The organism is Cobetia sp. cqz5-12, from assembly GCF_016495405.1.
In the GTDB taxonomy this organism is placed as follows: Bacteria; Pseudomonadota; Gammaproteobacteria; order Pseudomonadales; family Halomonadaceae; genus Cobetia.
Genome location: NZ_CP044522.1, coordinates 2,909,744 through 2,926,528, shown reverse-complemented (window position 1 = coordinate 2,926,528; position 16,785 = coordinate 2,909,744). Strand labels below are relative to the sequence as shown.

The 16,785-nt window shown below is 62.7% G+C and carries 14 protein-coding genes; 4 read left to right on the top strand and 10 right to left on the bottom strand.

Features of this window, described 5'->3' with window-relative positions; all coding sequences use genetic code 11:
- Positions 1-15: 15 nt before the first annotated feature.
- Both F8A90_RS12230 and F8A90_RS12225 read right to left on the bottom strand, forming a co-directional pair.
- Positions 16-1,410, bottom strand: coding sequence for a TrkH family potassium uptake protein (locus F8A90_RS12230; RefSeq protein WP_200017324.1), 1,395 nt, complete (start codon positions 1,408-1,410; stop codon positions 16-18).
- Positions 1,407-2,060: a potassium channel family protein gene (locus F8A90_RS12225; protein ID WP_200017323.1), complete on the bottom strand. Its 654-nt coding sequence runs from the start codon at positions 2,058-2,060 to the stop codon at positions 1,407-1,409. Before F8A90_RS12225 ends, F8A90_RS12230 begins: the two co-directional genes overlap by 4 nt.
- A gap of 448 nt (positions 2,061-2,508) precedes the next feature.
- On the opposite strand from F8A90_RS12225, the gene F8A90_RS12220 reads away from it, so the two are divergent.
- Positions 2,509-3,972 carry a sodium-dependent transporter gene (locus tag F8A90_RS12220; protein ID WP_200017322.1) on the top strand — a complete coding sequence of 488 codons (1,464 nt, stop codon included), beginning with the start codon at positions 2,509-2,511 and terminating at the stop codon, positions 3,970-3,972.
- Positions 3,973-4,118: 146 nt separating this feature from the next.
- Here F8A90_RS12220 and lapB read toward each other — a convergent pair whose 3' ends face one another.
- From lapB to F8A90_RS12205, 3 genes are all read right to left on the bottom strand, one after another.
- Positions 4,119-5,297: a lipopolysaccharide assembly protein LapB gene (lapB, locus tag F8A90_RS12215; RefSeq protein WP_043335632.1), complete on the bottom strand. Its 1,179-nt coding sequence runs from the start codon at positions 5,295-5,297 to the stop codon at positions 4,119-4,121.
- A complete protein-coding gene (locus F8A90_RS12210) occupies positions 5,298-5,603 on the bottom strand; it encodes a lipopolysaccharide assembly protein LapA domain-containing protein (RefSeq protein WP_054555462.1) in 306 nt (101 codons plus the stop codon).
- A 254-nt stretch (positions 5,604-5,857) separates the two neighbouring features.
- A complete protein-coding gene (locus F8A90_RS12205) occupies positions 5,858-6,154 on the bottom strand; it encodes an integration host factor subunit beta (protein ID WP_043335630.1) in 297 nt (98 codons plus the stop codon).
- A 269-nt stretch (positions 6,155-6,423) separates the two neighbouring features.
- Here F8A90_RS12205 and F8A90_RS12200 point away from each other — a divergent pair, with 269 nt between their 5' ends.
- Both F8A90_RS12200 and F8A90_RS12195 read left to right on the top strand, forming a co-directional pair.
- Complete coding sequence (locus tag F8A90_RS12200) at positions 6,424-6,699, top strand: FAD assembly factor SdhE (protein WP_043335628.1); 276 nt, start codon at positions 6,424-6,426, stop codon at positions 6,697-6,699.
- Positions 6,659-7,534 carry a hypothetical protein gene (locus F8A90_RS12195; protein ID WP_200017321.1) on the top strand — a complete coding sequence of 292 codons (876 nt, stop codon included), beginning with the start codon at positions 6,659-6,661 and terminating at the stop codon, positions 7,532-7,534. The genes F8A90_RS12200 and F8A90_RS12195 overlap by 41 nt, the downstream gene beginning before the upstream one ends.
- A gap of 41 nt (positions 7,535-7,575) precedes the next feature.
- Here the strand turns inward: F8A90_RS12195 and nadB are convergent, their stop codons facing one another.
- The 3 genes from nadB to F8A90_RS12180 form a co-directional block, all read right to left on the bottom strand.
- Positions 7,576-9,285: an L-aspartate oxidase gene (nadB, locus tag F8A90_RS12190; RefSeq protein ID WP_200017320.1), complete on the bottom strand. Its 1,710-nt coding sequence runs from the start codon at positions 9,283-9,285 to the stop codon at positions 7,576-7,578.
- Positions 9,282-10,589: an FUSC family protein gene (locus tag F8A90_RS12185; RefSeq protein ID WP_166018705.1), complete on the bottom strand. Its 1,308-nt coding sequence runs from the start codon at positions 10,587-10,589 to the stop codon at positions 9,282-9,284. Before F8A90_RS12185 ends, nadB begins: the two co-directional genes overlap by 4 nt.
- 399 nt (positions 10,590-10,988) lie before the next feature.
- Positions 10,989-11,921, bottom strand: a complete 933-nt coding sequence (locus F8A90_RS12180; protein ID WP_200017319.1) for a peroxiredoxin-like family protein — start codon at positions 11,919-11,921, stop codon at positions 10,989-10,991.
- Positions 11,922-11,991: 70 nt separating this feature from the next.
- Here F8A90_RS12180 and F8A90_RS12175 point away from each other — a divergent pair, with 70 nt between their 5' ends.
- A complete protein-coding gene (locus F8A90_RS12175; protein WP_200017318.1) occupies positions 11,992-13,383 on the top strand; it encodes a class II fumarate hydratase in 1,392 nt (463 codons plus the stop codon).
- A 104-nt stretch (positions 13,384-13,487) separates the two neighbouring features.
- Here the strand turns inward: F8A90_RS12175 and glpD are convergent, their stop codons facing one another.
- Complete coding sequence (gene glpD / locus F8A90_RS12170) at positions 13,488-14,990, bottom strand: glycerol-3-phosphate dehydrogenase (RefSeq protein ID WP_200017317.1); 1,503 nt, start codon at positions 14,988-14,990, stop codon at positions 13,488-13,490.
- Between the two features lie 645 nt (positions 14,991-15,635).
- Positions 15,636-16,427, bottom strand: a complete 792-nt coding sequence (locus tag F8A90_RS12165; RefSeq protein WP_200017316.1) for a DeoR/GlpR family transcriptional regulator — start codon at positions 16,425-16,427, stop codon at positions 15,636-15,638.
- Positions 16,428-16,785: the final 358 nt, after the last annotated feature.

Here is a 16,785-nt window from a genome sequence, read left to right as displayed (position 1 = left end):
GTTTGTCGTATGTCATCAGCCGATCGAGAGCTCGGTGCGCGCATAGCTGATACCGGGACGGCTGCGGGTCGCCAGCAGATAGCCGAGGGCGAGTGGTCCGGTGCGGCCCAGCAGCATGGTCGCGATGATCAGCAATTGTCCGCCGGGCGAGAGCTCGGGTGTCAGTCCGTGACTCAGGCCGACAGTGCCGAAGGCCGAGACGGTCTCGAAGGCCAGCGTCAGGAAGGCGTGGTCCGGGTCGGTGATGGTCAGGCCGAACAGCATGCTGAAGATAAGCAGCATCGCCGCCAGCGCCACGGCGATCGACTTGAATACGGTGTCATCCCCGATGCGGCGGCCATGCAGGGTGGGGGAGGGCGCACGGCGCAGGAAGGCGCGTGTGGTCAGCAGCAGCACCACGAAGGTGGTCAGCTTGATGCCGCTGGCCGTCGAGCCGCTGCCGCCGCCGATGAACATCAGCGCCATGGTCCACAGGGTCGAGGCTTGTGTCATCTCGCTGGAATCGATGACGCTGAAACCGGCAGTGCGCGGTGTGATGGCCATGAAGGCGGCGGCGAGCAGGCGTTCGCCATGACTGGCCATGGCGCCCAGCGTGCCGGGGTTGCGCCACTCGAGCGCCAGTATCACCACCAGACTCAGCAGGTTGAGCGCCACGGTGGCCTCGATCACCAGACGGGTCTGCACCGAGAAGCGCGATGGTCGCAGCAGCACCCGCCAGCCATGTTCGCGGCGTCGCTCGCGCAGCTCGCCGATGACGGCAAAGCCGATGCCGCCGGTCATGAACAGAATGCCGATCACGCCACTGGTCAGGGGATTGGCCGCCTCGCGCATCAGGCTGTCCGGCCATAGGGTGAAGCCGGCATTGTTGAAGGCCGAGACCGAGTGGAAGAGGCTGAGCCAGAGTCCCTCCTGCCAGCCGTACTCGGGCACCCAATCCAATGCCAGCAAGGAGGCGCCTGCCAGCTCGAGCGTCACCGCAAAGGTGGTGATGATCTTGAGCAGGCGGCCTATCTCGCGTGAGCTGCTGCGATTGAGCGCCTCGCGCAGCAGGCTGGTCTGATGCATCGGCAGGCGCTGGCCCAGCATCACCAGCGACAGGGCGGCGATGGTCATGAAGCCGAGGCCACCGAGCTGGATCAGTATCAGCACGACGGCCTGCCCCGCGAGGGTGAAGTCGCTGAGTGGCGTGACGGAGAGGCCGGTGACCGTGACGGCAGAGGTGGCGGTGAACAGCGCCGACAGCCAGCTCAAGCCTTCCTGATGCATGCCGGGCAGTTTCAGCAGGCAGGCACCCAGCATGCCGAGGCCCAGAAAGCCGCTCAGCAGAATCTCCGGCGGCGACAGATGGATGATGGGCCCGCGTGGGCTGCGGGTCAGGGGGCGGAGATAGCGCCGGTAGCGCTGCCTCATAGATGCGCTCCCAGTTTGCGCAACGCGCTCAGCTCGCCGATCAGGACCAGGTGGTCGCCGGCGGAGAGTCGCGTGTTGCCGGAGGGTTGGCGATCGAGGGTCTTGCCCTTGCGCAGCGCGATCACGCTGATGTCGTCATCGATGGGCAGCTGATCGAGCTGCTGGCAGTCATCGCCCAGTCGTGCACTGACCTCCAGCTCGACCACGAACTGGTGATCGCCGAGATGGATGAAGTCGACCATGGCATGGTAGGCGAGGCTTTCCGCCACGCGCACGCCCAGGTCGTACTCCGGATGCACGATGTGATCGACACCCAGGCGGCTGAGCAGCTTGTGGTGCGCGTCCGAGGTGGCCTTGACCCACAGCTCCCTCGCGCCGAGCTCCTTGGCCAGCAGCGCGCAGATCAGGCTCTGTTCCATCGAGTCGGCCAGATCGATCAAGACGGCGTCGTACTGCTCAAGCCCCAGCTCCTGCAGGGCATGTTCATCGGTGGGGTCCGCGATCACGGCTTGAGTGAGCAGGTCTGCCACGGCATTGAGGCGCTTCTCATCGGCGTCCACGCCGAGCACTTCATGGTCATGGCGCCTGAGTTCCCGCGCGACGGTGCTGCCGAAATAGCCCAGTCCGATAACCGCGAATTGACGATGCATGACGACTCCTTGTCTGCGCTGCTGGGTGAGGCCAGACGTTCTTTGTCCAGGCATTCTTCGACCAGGCATTCTCCGACCAGATGTTCTTCGACCAGATATGCGTTGGCCGGGTCGTCTTGGTCGGCGTCTCTTGAAAGAGCCTACTCCAGTGATGTGGTGATGTCGGGTTCTTTTGCGGCACCGTACATCTCAGACGAGGTGACTTGTCAGATCTGGGAGGCAGGTATCGTTTCAAATGTTACCAACTTCAAGTATCTAATGTAGAGTAACTGCCGTCGTGTGGTGATGGTGTCTCCCCAGAGGATTTGTGAAGGAATCGCGGTGATTCTCGATGGGAATCGCGGACGAACATGCTTCACATCAGTAAAATGGTCTGTGTGAGCACCCAAGACGGCCAGGCGTTGCGTCGATCACCACTGGCTCACAACAATAACTCGTAAGGTATTCCATGACGGCAAGACAGCAACCCAAGAATCTCTGGATCAGTCGCTGGGGCTTCATCCTTGCAGCAACCGGTTCCGCGGTAGGGCTGGGCAATATCTGGAAGTTTCCCTATATCACCGGTGAGTACGGCGGTGGCGCCTTCGTGCTGGTGTATCTGGCCTGCATTCTCGCCGTAGGCGTGCCCGTGATGATGGCCGAGATCGCCTTCGGGCGGCGCGGGCGCGGCAGCCCCATCGAGGCGATTGCCAATCTGGCGCGTGAAGCGGGAGCCAGTCCCCTGTGGAAGGTCTTCGGCTGGATCGCGATGCTGGCCGGCTTCATGATCCTGTCGTTCTATGTCGTGGTGGCGGGGTGGTCGTTCAGTTACCTGTGGAAAATGGCCAGTGGCGCGCTGTCCGGACACAGCGTCGCGGAGCTGGGTGCCATCTTCGAGGCCGGCAACGCCAACCCCTGGGCGCTGGGTGGCTGGGCCACGCTGGTGACGGTGGTGACGATGCTGATCGTCGGGCGCGGGGTGCAGGAAGGTGTCGAGAAGAGCGTGCGCTGGATGATGCCGGGCATGGTGATCATGCTGCTGATCATGATCGGCTATGCCCTGACCTCGGGCAACTTCTCGAAAGGCTTCCACTTCCTGTTCGATTTCGATGTCACCCGCTTGAGCAGTGAAGGGGTGCTGGCCGCGCTGGGACATGCCTTCTTTACCCTGTCGCTGGCCTCCGGCGCCATCCTCACCTACGGCTCCTACCTGCCGTCGGGCACTTCCATCGCCCGTACCACCTTCACGGTGGCGATTGCCGATACCCTGGTGGCGCTGATGGCGGGTCTGGCGATCTTCCCGATCATCTTCGCCAATGGCATGGACCCGTCCTCCGGGCCGGGGCTGATCTTCATGAGTCTGCCGGTGGCCTTCAACCAGATGCCCTTCGGGCAGCTGTTCGGGGTGCTGTTCTTCGCCATGCTCTCGATCGCCGCCCTGACCTCCGCCATCTCGATGATCGAGGCGACCGTCGCCTGGCTGAGCGAGAACCGCAACATGAGCCGCACCAAGGCCTCATGGCTGGCCGGTAGCGTGCTGTGGCTGGTGGCGATGTTCGCCATGTTGTCGTTCAATCTCGGCGCGGACTGGACGCTGGCCGACAAGCACTTCTTCGACTGGCTCGATTACCTTACCTCACGCTGGATGATGCCGATCGGTGGCATCGCCATGGCACTGCTGGCCGGCTTCGTCTTCAAGAGCAGCATGCTGCGTGATGAGTTGAACCTGAGCGACGCCGGCTATCGTCTGTGGCTGTTCATGATCCGCTATGTCAGCCCGGTCTGTATCCTGGCCATCTTCGTCGATGCTCTGGGTGTTGCAACGCTGTCATTCGGCGACTGGCCGTATTTCGTGGCCGTCATCCTGGTGGCCTGTCTCGTGGGCGAGCTGCTCTCGCCGCGCCTGCGCGAGCGTGCCACCGAACAGGGCTGATGTGATCGGTAGCGTCAGCTCGATGGCGCTGCCCGGAAGTCATCAAAGCGGCATGAAAAAGCCCCCTGCAGCATGCTGCAGGGGGCTTTTCGTTCTAGTGTCTATGCGCTGTCTGTCTGCTGGTAGCTGTGTGCCAGTTGGCGCCGTTACTCGCCTTCCAGACCGGTGATCGGCTTGACCGTGCCCCAGTGGCGGCACTTCGGGCATTGCCAGAGTAGCATCGAGGCTTCGAAGCCACAGCGATGACAACGATGGCGAGGGCGTGCCTGGATCAGTTGCTGGGTGTGGCGCTTGAGCAGATTGAAACGCTCGGTCTCGCGCTCGTCAGCATCCAGCAGGTAGAGATCGAGCAGGTAATCGACGCCACGCAGGCTGGGGTGGCGATGCAGCTGCTCACTGGCGAAGCTGGCGGCGGCCTCGACACCCTCGCGGCGCTCGATCAATTGCGCAAGGCTGATGACCGTCGTGGTGTAGGGTGCGCGCTCGACTTCCTGATGCAGCAGGCGTACCAGGCCACTCTCATCATCTAGCATGCGAAAGGCGTTGCCCAGTGGCTCGAGGATGATGGGGGTGAAGCCGGTATCCTGACGTGGAATGCGTTGCAGCAGGCGGATGCACTGCTTGTAGTTGGCATGATCGAATTCGATCTCGGCCAGCATCCAGTTGGCGCGTACGCATTTCTCATCGGTGGAGAGCGCCTGCTTGAGGCGCTTGCGGGCCATCGCCTGGCTACCTTCGGCGATATCCAGCGCGGCCAGTTCGCAGTGCCAATGGGCTGCTGCGCGCCGGATACCGCCTTCCTGACGCAGGATGGCGTGGGCGACTTCGAGTGCGGCCTCCCATTCGCGTTCCCGTTCGAGTAGGTCGATCAACAGGCGGCGGCCGGCACGCCGATGGCTGTCGTGCTGCGCCTGCTTGAGGAGGGTTTCCAGCAGCTTCTCGGCGCGGTCATAGACACCGCTGCGCATGAAGTCGCGGGCCAGTTCCAGCTGGACACGCTCGCCCTGTTCGCTATCCAGGGCAGGGCGGGCCAGCAGGTTCTGGTGAATCTTGACGGCACGATCGACTTCGCCGCGACTGCGATAGAGATTGCCCAACGCGATGTGGGTATCGACGGTGTCGCTGTTGACTTCCAAGGCCTGAACGAAGGTTTCGATGGCGCGATCAGGCTGCTCGTTGAGCAGATGATTGAGGCCGACGAAGTAGTCGCGGGACAGGGTGGCAGGAGCCGGTGCTTGTTCATCGGGGCGACGATCACGCCGCCCCAGCCAGAATCCGATGGCGATGGCCGCCATCAGCAATCCCAGCAATATCAGATCAGGCATTTATGCCACTTCCTTGATCTCCTGGATGCGCAGTTGGTCCAGTTCCTTGCGTTGCTGCTGGTTGCGACGCTGGGCACGGGTCAACAGCGTGCGCAGGCGCAGGTACATGCCTGTCATCGCGACCATGCCAAGCACGACGCCGACGGCCAGCGAGAACAGCAGCCACATGGAAAGGGACGCAGCAGGCAGCTCTACCCAGATGAGGTCGAGGGGCACGGCTTGCTGGTTGTGAACGGCGAAGAGAATACCGACCAGCAGGACGATCAGCAGGATCACGGCCAGAACGAGACCTTTTAGCCAACGCATAACGGTTTCCTTGTCATGAAATGCAGTCGTGAATCATCTGGGAGCGAGTGTATCACTGCCCATCGTGCGAGTCTTGGCGGCGACGCCGTGAGGTGGGTGGCTGTCGTCTCTGGCATGACGGCTTGGGCAGATGTCGGCCGGCGCTGAGACAGCCGGCCCCGTCACGCCGGGTCTTCATCTGCGGGCAGCGCTGTCAGTCAGCTGCGCCGTCTGTAGTGCTGTCGCCTCAAGCACTGTCAGTCAGTCGCCTATCGTCAATACCCCAGGGCGCGACTGGCATCGACCTGTTCGCGCAGCTCCTTGCCGGGCTTGAAGTGGGGGACGAACTTGCCATCCAGATCCACCGGCTCACCGGTCTTGGGGTTGCGCCCCAGTCGTGGCTCACGGTAGTGCAGCGAGAAGCTGCCGAAACCGCGAATCTCCACGCGACCGCCGTGGGCCAGGGCGTCTGTCACATCATCGAGGATGATGCGAACCGCGGCCTCTACATCCTTGAGCGACAACTCAGGCTGTCGCATGGCTATCTGTTCGATCAGCTCGGACTTGGTCATCGGATCTCTCCATGCCTGCGCCTTTCTCGCGAAAGGCGTTCGTGATGCGGCAGCCGGGCGACCTCTTGTCACCGGACAGGCACACGCATCCTTGTGATTGTTATCTCCTCAGCATAATGGGCAAATCCTGAGAAAACAACGCACTAGGGACATCATTGCCGATCACGGCACGGATTGCCAATTCCTGCCCGAGCAACGGGTCAACGGATGCCGCTGACGCCCCCCTCGGGTATACTGCGCGCATTGATGTGACGACTGAGGTTCAGGCAATGGAAGATGTGATTCGCAAGCGGCTTCATTGGCATTCGCGTCGCGGCATGTGGGAGCTCGATCTGCTGCTGTTGCCGTTTCTGGAGCAGCGTTTCGACGCCTTGAGCGAAGACGACAAGGCGCTCTATGTGCAGCTGCTGGCCGAAGAGGACCAGGACCTCTTCGTGTGGCTGATGAAGCGCGACCCGTGCGGCAATGCCGAGTACCAGCGCCTGATCAATATGGTGATCGCCAATGCCGAGAATGGCGAGCGCGATCAGTTCAAGGGCCTCTAGACAGGCGTTCGCGACCCACGCCAGCCTGCGTGTCGGGCTGTTGGCGGCGAGTCTCGCCTTGTGGGTCTGGCTTGCCGAGCTGGCGACTGGCCAGTTCATTGTCAGTACGTGGTGGACCTGTCAGTGGCAATATCTTCGCAATGCCCTGCCTTTCGAGGCGGGGCATTGTGCGTTTGAGGGGGGCGCTCAGCTGCCGGATGGCATCATGGCGCTGCTGAGCGTGATGGGGCTGGGCTGGCTGTTGCAGGCTGGCGAGCTGGTGTCGTGGTGGCGCCAGGCTCGGCGGCGTCTCAAGGACCCCGAGGCGCGAGTCTGGCTGGCCCTGGGGGGCAGCCTCTGCGCCGATGCGGCGCTTGCCAGCGGTGGCCAGCCACCGGAGAACGAGGCTGAAGCCGAGACCGAAGCAGAGAGCGAAGCCAGCGACATCGCGCCTGCGTCAGAGGCGCGCCATCGTCACCCGGAGATGCAGCTCTGCTGGTGGTGGGCCGATGGTGCCTCACGCAGCTGGCAGCCCGTCAATGTGCGCTGCCTATGGTGCTCACCGCGCCTGATCGGGCTCGAGATCTCGCCGCGGGGTGTTGGGCCACCGGGGATGGGGGCTCAGGGTTTGAGGCAACCGGGCTTGAGTCAGCCGGGCTTGAGACAGCAGGGCGCGGACCAGCAGCCCCTGAAAACGCAGCGGGTATGGCTGTGGCCGGATAGTGCTTCCAGCGAAGACCTGCACCAGCTGCGCCTGTGGCTGCTGTGGCCACCCTTGCCACATGGCTTGCCGCGTCAGCCGCCGTCGTTGGAGACCCTGCGGCGCGTCGCTGCCCAGGGCTCCCGCCCAGGCTGAGCTTGCTCATGGTTCTTCTCATGGCGTTTCGCATGAGCCGCTCAGGTCGCGGCCGCAAAGGCCGAGAGGCGAATGACGCTATCGCGGGCGCGCGGCGCTGGCATCGGGAAGTCGCGAATGAAGTGCAGGCCACGTGACTCATGGCGCTGATGGGCGCAGAGCAGCAGCAGCGGTGCCAGCGTCAAGGCCTGATAGAGCGCTAGATGATCGAGCCCTGCACGCGGCGCTGAAGCTTGCCTGTGCGGCTCGATGGTCTGCGCCGTTTGCCCCGCCTCGAGCGAGACCCACTGTGCTATCTGCTTCAACGCCTCCCTCAGGCCGTGCTGGCTGCGCTCGATGCCCGCCTGCAGACTCATCAGCTGGCGCAAGCTGTGCAGGCGCGTGCGCGCCTCATCGGCACTCAGACGCATCACGCAGCGCCAGACCTGACCATTGTCTGCAAGCTGCGTGAGCAGGGCGGCGTGTTGCGGCATCAGCGAGTCGAGCGTGCTCATCAGGCGTGGCTCGTCGGCGCGGCGCGGCTGCCCCAGTGCTTCACCACAGGCTCGCGCCTGCACAAGGCACTCGAGAAGCGAGTTGCTGGCCATGCGATTGGCGCCGTGCAGGCCCGTGCAGGCGACTTCGCCGATGGCCCACAGGCCGGGCAGGTCGCTGGCACCATCCAGCCCGGTGGCGATGCCGCCGCAGCTGTAGTGGGCAGCAGGAACGACGGGAATCGGTGCATGACGAATATCGATCCCGCGCGCCAGGCAGTGCTCGGCGATGGTCGGGAAGTGATGCTCGATCGCCTCGGCCCCCAGCGCGCTGATATCCAGACAGACATGCTCGAGGTCATGCGTACGCATCTCGGCGAGGATGGCACGTGCCACGACATCACGCGGCGCAAGCTCCAGGCGCGGATCATGATCGGCCATGAAGCGATGCCCATCCGGGCGCAGCAGCAGTCCCCCTTCGCCCCGCACCGCCTCGGAGATCAGGAAGGGCGTCCCATCAGGGTCATACAGGCAGGTGGGATGAAACTGCTGGAACTCCAGGTTCATCAGGCTGGCCCCGGCGCGGGTCGCCATCGCCATGCCATCACCGACGCTGGCGCTCGGGCTGGTGGCGTGAGCGAACAGGCCGCTGGCACCGCCGGTGGCCAGTACCAGATCATTGGCCGCCAGCCACTGACGCTGGCCCGTGCCGTCCATCACCCACAGGCCACTGGCGTGGCCAGCGTTGACCGCGATGTCCACGGCCAACAGGTCCTCGAGAATTTCGATGTCCGGGTGAGCTTCGACATGGGCACTGAGCGTATCGAGCAGCGCCCGCCCGGTGGCGTCGGCGGCGTGAATGATGCGGCGGCGACCATGCCCCCCTTCACGGGTGAGGTGGAAGGGGTAGCTGGCGTTGGCATCGGCCGGGGTGAAGGGCACGCCAAGCGCGATCAACCATTCGATGGCTTCCCGCGAGTGACCGACGGTGAAGCGCACCGCACGCTCGTTGCACAGGCCATCGCCGGCAATCAGGGTGTCGGCGACATGGGACTCCACATCGTCCTCGGGCGCCAGTACCGCCGCGATACCGCCCTGCGCCCAGCGGCTGGCACCCTGTGCCTCACGCGCCGGACGCAACAGCGTGACGCGGCGGGTGCGCGGGCCGGGGGGCAGGCGATTGGCGAGGCTGAGTGCCAGGGTCAAACCTGCCGCGCCGCCACCGACGATCAGCACGTCGTGCCGGCTTGCGGGAGTCACTCCGGATACTGAGTTCATGTGTCTTTCCTGGCAGTCTCATCGCCGGTCGAGTCCGGCTGGCGCCTGTCGTGGTGGTCTGGCTCATCACGGCTGCTGTCGTCACTGATGCTGTCATCACCCGCCGGCGCTCTGCCGACCGAAGAGTGTTGCTCGCCAGCACTGTTCTCGCGTCTGGTGGGAGCTGCCGTATCGCCCGGTGTCGGGTCTTCCGGCAGGAACAGACGGCGCGCATCACTGATTAGGCCATGGCCCGGCAGACGGCGCTGAAGGCGCTGACTCGGCAGACGCTCCAGCAAGGCCAGGCGCTCGCCCAGGGCTTCGGTCAGGCGTGCCAGCTCGCGGTTGAGCCACAGATAGCCTGCCGGGCTGAACAGCGCGCGGCCTTTGCGGCTCTCGACATTGCGGACATCGGCATAGCGTTGCAGGTCGAAGGGCGTCACCGTCAGTTCGATGCTCTGGCCGGTGCGCACCTGGAAGGCCAGGGTCCCCAGGGCGCGGGCCAGACGGTGCTGAGCATCGCGCAGGCCATCCAGCCCCTCGATGAATTCATGTCCTTCGCGGGTATTCCAGTGGGTTTCCTGCAGCAGTTCGATGGTCGAGATCATACGGCGCTCGAAGGACAGGATTTCCTCGATGTCGGCACGATTGATGCGGCCTTCCTGAGCGACGGCATCGACCAGCCCGCGCTGTTTGACCAGTTGTGCCGAGGTGGCACGCACCAGCGCAAGCCCCTCATTGACGCCTTCACGCTCGGCCTTGGTATGGCCGTGGTAGAGGCGTGCCAGCTTGTCGAGATTGTCGGCCAGCAGGAAGCGGAACACGTCTGTCGCCTTCTGGGGCAGCAGCACCATGCTGACCACGATGCTGATCAGGGTCCCCAGCACCACATTGAAGACACGCCACAGCCCGATGCCGAGATCATGATTGCCATCACCGATCACCATCAGCAGGGTGACGCAGAACAGCAACGAGCTGTAGCCATAGCGGTTGCTGAAGGTGGCATTCAGCGCCAGGGCGATGCCGACGATGCTCCAGAAGGGCACCACGCCCGGCAGCGGCTCGGCGACCAGAATCAATATCAGGCCCCACAGGCCGCCAAGCAGAGTGCCGACCAGTCGTTGCCAGCCCTTGTCGATGACACCGCCGACGTGAGGCAGATTGCCCATGACCATCACGGTGCTGACCAATGCCCAGGAACTGTGCGGCAGGCTGAACAGCTCGATGATGGAAAAGCACAGCGTCAGGGCGACGGTCACGCGCAGGATGTGCAGGCGCTGGCGGTGCAGGTAGGTGAAGTAAGGGTTGTGCGAGAACCATTTCATCGGGCGTATCTCACTGTGCTTGTCATGAGGAAGAGGCTACCCGAGGGCGAAAGGGGTCAGTCATCGTGACCGAGAATGAGGTGAACATCTGGAGCGACAGGGTCCCGTTGCTGGAGAAGATGAGGTGATGGTCGACATTGATGGAGATGCAGTGGAGGCGTGGTATCTCCACTGCGCTGCTGATCCAGTCTCGAGGTGCTTCAAGGCTGCGGTGGCGCAGGACCACGGTGGTTCAAGACTGTAGTGATTCAAGACTGCCGTGGTTCAAGACTGCCACGGTTCAAGACTGAAGTGGTTCAAGACTGCCGTGGTTCAAGGCTGCTGCCTCTCACGCGGCAGATATTACCCCAGACGCCGGCGATGGCAGGCGTCTGGTAGCCTCAAGTGCCTGTGAGGGTGTCAGGCGAGCTCTTTCAAGGCATTGACGATATCTTCGGGTTCCGAGCGTATCCGGTAATCGACATCGACGTAACGCCAGCTCACGGTTCTGTCTTGTGCGATGACGAACGTCGCCGGGATAGGCAATACACTGCCATCACCGTTGTTGATGGCATCCAGATCAAGTTCACGGTCCACGCGCATATGTTCCATCAGATAGTCCGGCACCTTCCACGCGACGCCATAGCGAGAGGCGACCTCTGCGTCCTGGTCTGACAACACGTGGAACTGCATCTCATCGATCTCGGTGGCGGAGAGCGAGTCATCCGGCACCTGTGGGCTGATGGCGACCAACTGTGCGCCGTGAGCGCGAATGTCATCGAGTCGCTCATTCAGGGCTCTCAGTTGCAAGCTGCAGTAGGGGCACCAGTCACCACGATAGAAGGTGACCACGACCGGGCCTGATTCGAGCAATTCCTCGAGAGACACTGACTGGCCTGCGGCGTCGGGCAGCGCGAACCCGGGTGCCTTCTCACCTACGGAGAGAGCATTCGCACCCTGTTGCAAAGCCTTGGCGTTTTCGATGATCTCATCGACATTCTTCATGAAATCAGGCTTGGCCTGGCGCCCAGCTTCAACCTTCGCTTCAGTCTGCTCTTTCAGGCTTTTCATGCTGTCCTCGCTAAGGTGGTAGTGGGCCGCTGGAAAGGGCCAGCCATAGGCCCTCGTACGCTCGGTAGTGTAACCGAGGCCCCGTCTTGCGTAACAGAGGATTGGTGACAGGCCATCTCGCAAGCGTGCGTCCTCGCCGTTGCAGGGCGGGTGATGACGGAGCCCGGCGATGAATGTGCAATTGTTATTGATAATCACTACCATCAAGCGGCTTGATTGGTATCCTATGCGTCCCCAAGTGATCATCAGGGGATTGACGCTGGCGATCAGGTCATTGATCAATTATTGCCAGCCGCCCATCAGTGACGCCAGCCAGGTGCGACGTCATATGCAACAGCACAGGGAGACAAGCATGAGCAGCCAGACCCGCCGTGAACGCGACAGCATGGGGGAACTCGAAGTGCCGGCCAGCGCACTCTATGGTGCCCAGACTCAGCGAGCGGTCGACAACTTCCCCGTCAGTGGCCAGCCGTTGCCTGCTGCCTTCATTCGCGCCGTAGCGCGCATCAAGCTGGCCGCCGCCGAGGTCAACCGTGACCTGGAGCTGCTGGATGACGTGCGTGCCGAGGCGATCATCAAGGCGGCGCGTCAGATCATCGATGGCGAACATGCCGATCAATTCCCGGTCGATGTCTTCCAGACCGGTTCCGGCACCTCGACCAACATGAACGTCAACGAGGTGCTGACGCAGCTTGCCAACCAGCATCTGGGCGACAAGGACGTGACCGTCGGCGCCAATGACCACGTCAACATGGGGCAGTCGAGCAATGATGTCATCCCGACCGCCATTCATCTGTCCGCCGTCATCGCCGTCTCTGATACCCTGTTGCCGGCGCTGCGTCATCTGCATGACGTGATCGCTCGCAAGGCCTCTGAGGTGGACGACGTCGTCAAGACCGGCCGCACTCATCTGATGGATGCGATGCCGATTCGCATGAGTCAGGAGCTGGGCGCCTGGCAGGCACAGGTCGGGCAGGCCATCGAGCGTATCGAGCAGGTACTGCCGCGCCTCGAGCGCCTCGCTCAGGGCGGCACTGCCGTGGGTAGCGGTATCAACGCGCATCCGGAATTCGCCGAGCGCATCGCCGACCGCCTCTCGCATCAGACCGGTCATGCCTTCCGCCCGGCCGAGAGCTTCTTCGCGGCGCTGTCCTCTCAGGACACGGCAGTCGAGCTTTCCGGCCATCTGCGTACCTACGCCGTGGCGATGATGAAGATCAGCAACGACCTGCGCTGGATGAATTCCGGCCCGCTGGCAGGGCTGGGCGAGATCGAGCTTGAGGCTCTGCAGCCGGGCAGCTCCATCATGCCGGGCAAGGTCAATCCGGTGATTCCCGAGGCGGCCGCCCAGGTGGCGGCGCAGGTGATGGGCAATGACGCCACCATTGGTATCGCCGGGCAGAGCGGCAACTTCCAGCTCAATGTCATGCTGCCGCTGATCGCCAACAACCTGCTGTCCTCGATCACCTTGAGTGCCAACGTCAGCCGCCTGCTGGCGGACAAGGCCATTGCCACCTTCAACGTGCGCCAGGACAACATCGAGGTACCGCTGGCCAAGAACCCGATTCTGGTCACGGCGCTCAATCCGGTGATCGGTTACAACGAGGCGGCGCGAGTAGCCAAGGTGGCCTATCAGGCCGGGCGTCCGATTCTGGATGTGGCCGAGGAAGAGACTGAGCTGTCTCGTGAGGAGCTGGAGCGTCTGCTCGACCCGGCCAAGCTGACGGCGGGTGGTATCCAGTAAGTCGGTATTCCATAAACAGAAAGCTCGCCGGTCCTTCAACAAAAAGCCCGCCCCTCCTTGCCGGAGGGGCGGGCTTTTTTCGCTGCTGGCTCAGCCAGTTTTCATCAGGCGGCGCGTGCCAGCAGGCGTTCATTGAGGTAGTGGCCGATGCGCGTCTTCTGCTCATCGCTCAGGCGCAGCGTCAGCTTGGTGCGGCGCCAGACGACATCCTGCACCTCACGCGCCCATTCGTGCTCGACCAGGTAGTCGATCTCGGCGGCGCTCAGGCCTGCGCCGAAGTCCTCGCCCAGCTCCGCCTCGCTCTTCTTACCGTCGAGGAAGTGCAGGCACAGGCTGCCGTAGCTTGAGGCGAAGCGTCTGGCGCGTGCTTCGCCGAGGAACGGGTAGTCGCGCTGCAGCTGGCGGGTGAAGGCTGCGCGGCTCTCGATATCGCCACCGGGCAGGGCCTTCTTGTGGGTCCACGGCTCGCCCATGCTCGGCAGCAGCGGCTTGAGGTCTTCAAGTGCCGATTCGGCCAGCTTGCGATAGGTGGTGATCTTGCCACCGAAGATGGACAGCATCGGCGCGCCGCTGTCATCCAGATGCAGGGTGTAATCACGCGTCATCGCGGATGGGTCGGCCGATTCGTCATCACACAGCGGGCGCACGCCGGAGAAGGTCGAGACCACGTCATCGCGGCCGAGCTTGCGCTTGAAGTGATGGTTGACCACCTCGAGCATGTAGTCGGTTTCATCGCTTGAGCAGGCCACTTCGGAGGGGTCGCCCTTGTAGCGCACATCGGTGGTGCCGATCAGGCTGAAGTCTTCCTGATAGGGCAGCACGAAGACGATGCGCTTGTCCTTGTTCTGCAGGATGAAGGCGCGGTCATCGGTGTTGATGCGCGGCACGATCAGGTGGCTGCCCTGGATCATGCGGATGCCGTAGCGCGGCGTGCGTTCGGTAGCGCCCTTGATGAAGGACTCCACCCACGGCCCGGCGGCATTCACCAATGTGCGGGCGTGACGGGTGAAGGTCTCACCGCTGTCGATGTTCTCCAGTGTCAGCTCCCAATGCCCGTTCACGTCGCGTGCCCCGACGCAACGAGTGCGCGTCATGATCTCGGCGCCCTGCTCGCGTGCCTGCAGCGCATTGGTGATGACCAGACGGGCATCATCGACCCAGCAATCCGAGTATTCGAAGCCTTGATTGATCTCGCTGACCAGCGGGCTCTGCTCACCGAACTTGAGGCCCTTGGAGGCTGGCAGGGTCTCGCGCTTGCCGATGTGGTCATACAGGAACAGGCCCGCACGAATCATCCACGCCGGACGCAGATGCGGCTGGTGCGGCAGGATGAAGCGCAGCGGCCAGATGATATGCGGCGCCTTCTTGAGCAGTACCTCGCGCTCCTGCAGGGCCTCGCGTACCAGGCGGAATTCGTAGTGCTCCAGATAGCGCAGGCCGCCGTGGATCAGCTTGCTGCTGGCGGAGGAGGTCGCACTGGCGAGGTCGTTCTGCTCGCACAGGGCCACGCTCAGGCCGCGGCCGCTGGCATCGTTGGCGATACCGGCGCCATTGATGCCGCCGCCGATGATGAAGAGGTCAAGAATTGCATCGTTGTCGCGGGACATGGGCTGCTCCTGCACGTGCCCGGCGCTACCGGGTGGGGCGAATGAGTCTGCACCGGCAAGGTGCGCGATAATGGGTTTTCGAAAGTGAACATAGCTTAGCAAAAGTCGAACATCAAGAGGATTCTTCTGCGCTCATGGCTTTCGAAAGTGATCATTTGAGCGAGTGTCAGGCAACCGAGGATTGCCTGATATTCAACCTGTTGTCTTGCCGATGTTTTTTCTCAGTCTCTGATCATGGCGTGACATTTTCATGAAGCGCCTGGCTGTCATGTTGCCGCGCGTGCGGCGCAGACGATGCCGCAGTGAATGATCAAGCGTCATGACACCTCATGCGGAGACGACGCAGGGCAGCTGGGCATCGGGCAGACAGCATAAGGGTGGCTCTCGTGGGCCGCGAGGGTGTATCGGTGTGAGTGGGCAAGGGGGCAAGGGGGCAAGGGGGCAAGGGGGCAAGGGGGCCAGGGGGCCAGGGGGCCAGGGGGCCAGGGGGCCAGGGGGCCAGGGAGGGGGATAATAAGTAGAAGGGCGAGAGCCGGGCCAGACTGCTCGTCGGCGTATTGCCTGGCCCCTTGATTGCGCGATGACCCGATTATGAGATGAGTCGGTTGCGAGACGACTCGTCGGCTGGATGACGCGTCCTGGCGCTCAAGCGTCGCCAGTCTCGTCAGACGACTCGTCACCGGCGACATGCAGCGCGACTTCGTGCTGACGCATCAGGGTCAGGATGCTTTCCGGGGGCTGGATGTCGGTGAAGAGCGCATCAAGTTGGCTCAGATTGCCCTGACGCACGACCGCATTGCGCTGGAACTTGGAGTGATCCGCGATCAGGAAGACCTGGCGTGAGTTGTGGATGATCGCCTGGGCGACACGCACTTCCTGATAGTCGAATTCCAGCAGCGAGCCATCTTCATCGATGCCGCTGATGCCGATGATGCCGAAGTCGACCTTGAACTGGTTGATGAAGTCGATGGTGGCCTCGCCGATGATGCCGCCATCGCGGGAGCGCACCATGCCGCCGGCGACGATGACATTGAAATCCTCCTTGTGCTGGAGGATGGCCGCCACGTTCAGGTTGTTGGTGATGACCTCAAGCCCGTGGTGATCACACAGCGCCTCGGCCACCATCTCGTTGCTGGTGCCGATGTTGATGAACAGCGAGGCGTGGTCGGGAATCTGCTTGGCCAGGGCCGCCGCCATTCGCCGCTTGGCGCCCAGGTTCAATGTCTTGCGGGTGCTGTAGGCGGTACTGACGGTACTGGACTCAAGCCCCGCGCCCCCGTGCACGCGCTTGAGCGCACCGGCCTCGGACAGCTGATTGAGGTCGCGACGAATGGTCTGCGGCGTGACCTCGAAGTGACTGGCCAGCTGCTCGATGGAGGCATAGCCCTGACGCGTGATCAGTTCGACAATGGCGCGATGGCGCTTTGGCTGCATCATCCTGTCCTCTTGTTGTCAGCGGCTTGCGGACCGTGAGTTCACTTCATGTCAGCAAGTGCGCATCACGGTTGCCGTTGGGGAGTGGGGTCGTCCAGTGAGGTTACATCCTAATCCAACAGGGGGGCGTCAGTGCAATTTGACGAATGGCGTCAAGGTGTTGCGAAGCTGCAACAGGCCATGTCGGCGCATTGGGCATGAGACCAAGGTACAATGATATTGATTGGTAATACGTTTGTGATAGCGCGCATTTGGCGCTAACGTTTGCAGCGATATTCGAAGACGAACATTTCGTGTTCGGTTGTGATGGTTCAAGAGAAAGTGTTCTCGCTGCGCCTGCCAAGCGCGAAGAGGACAAAGC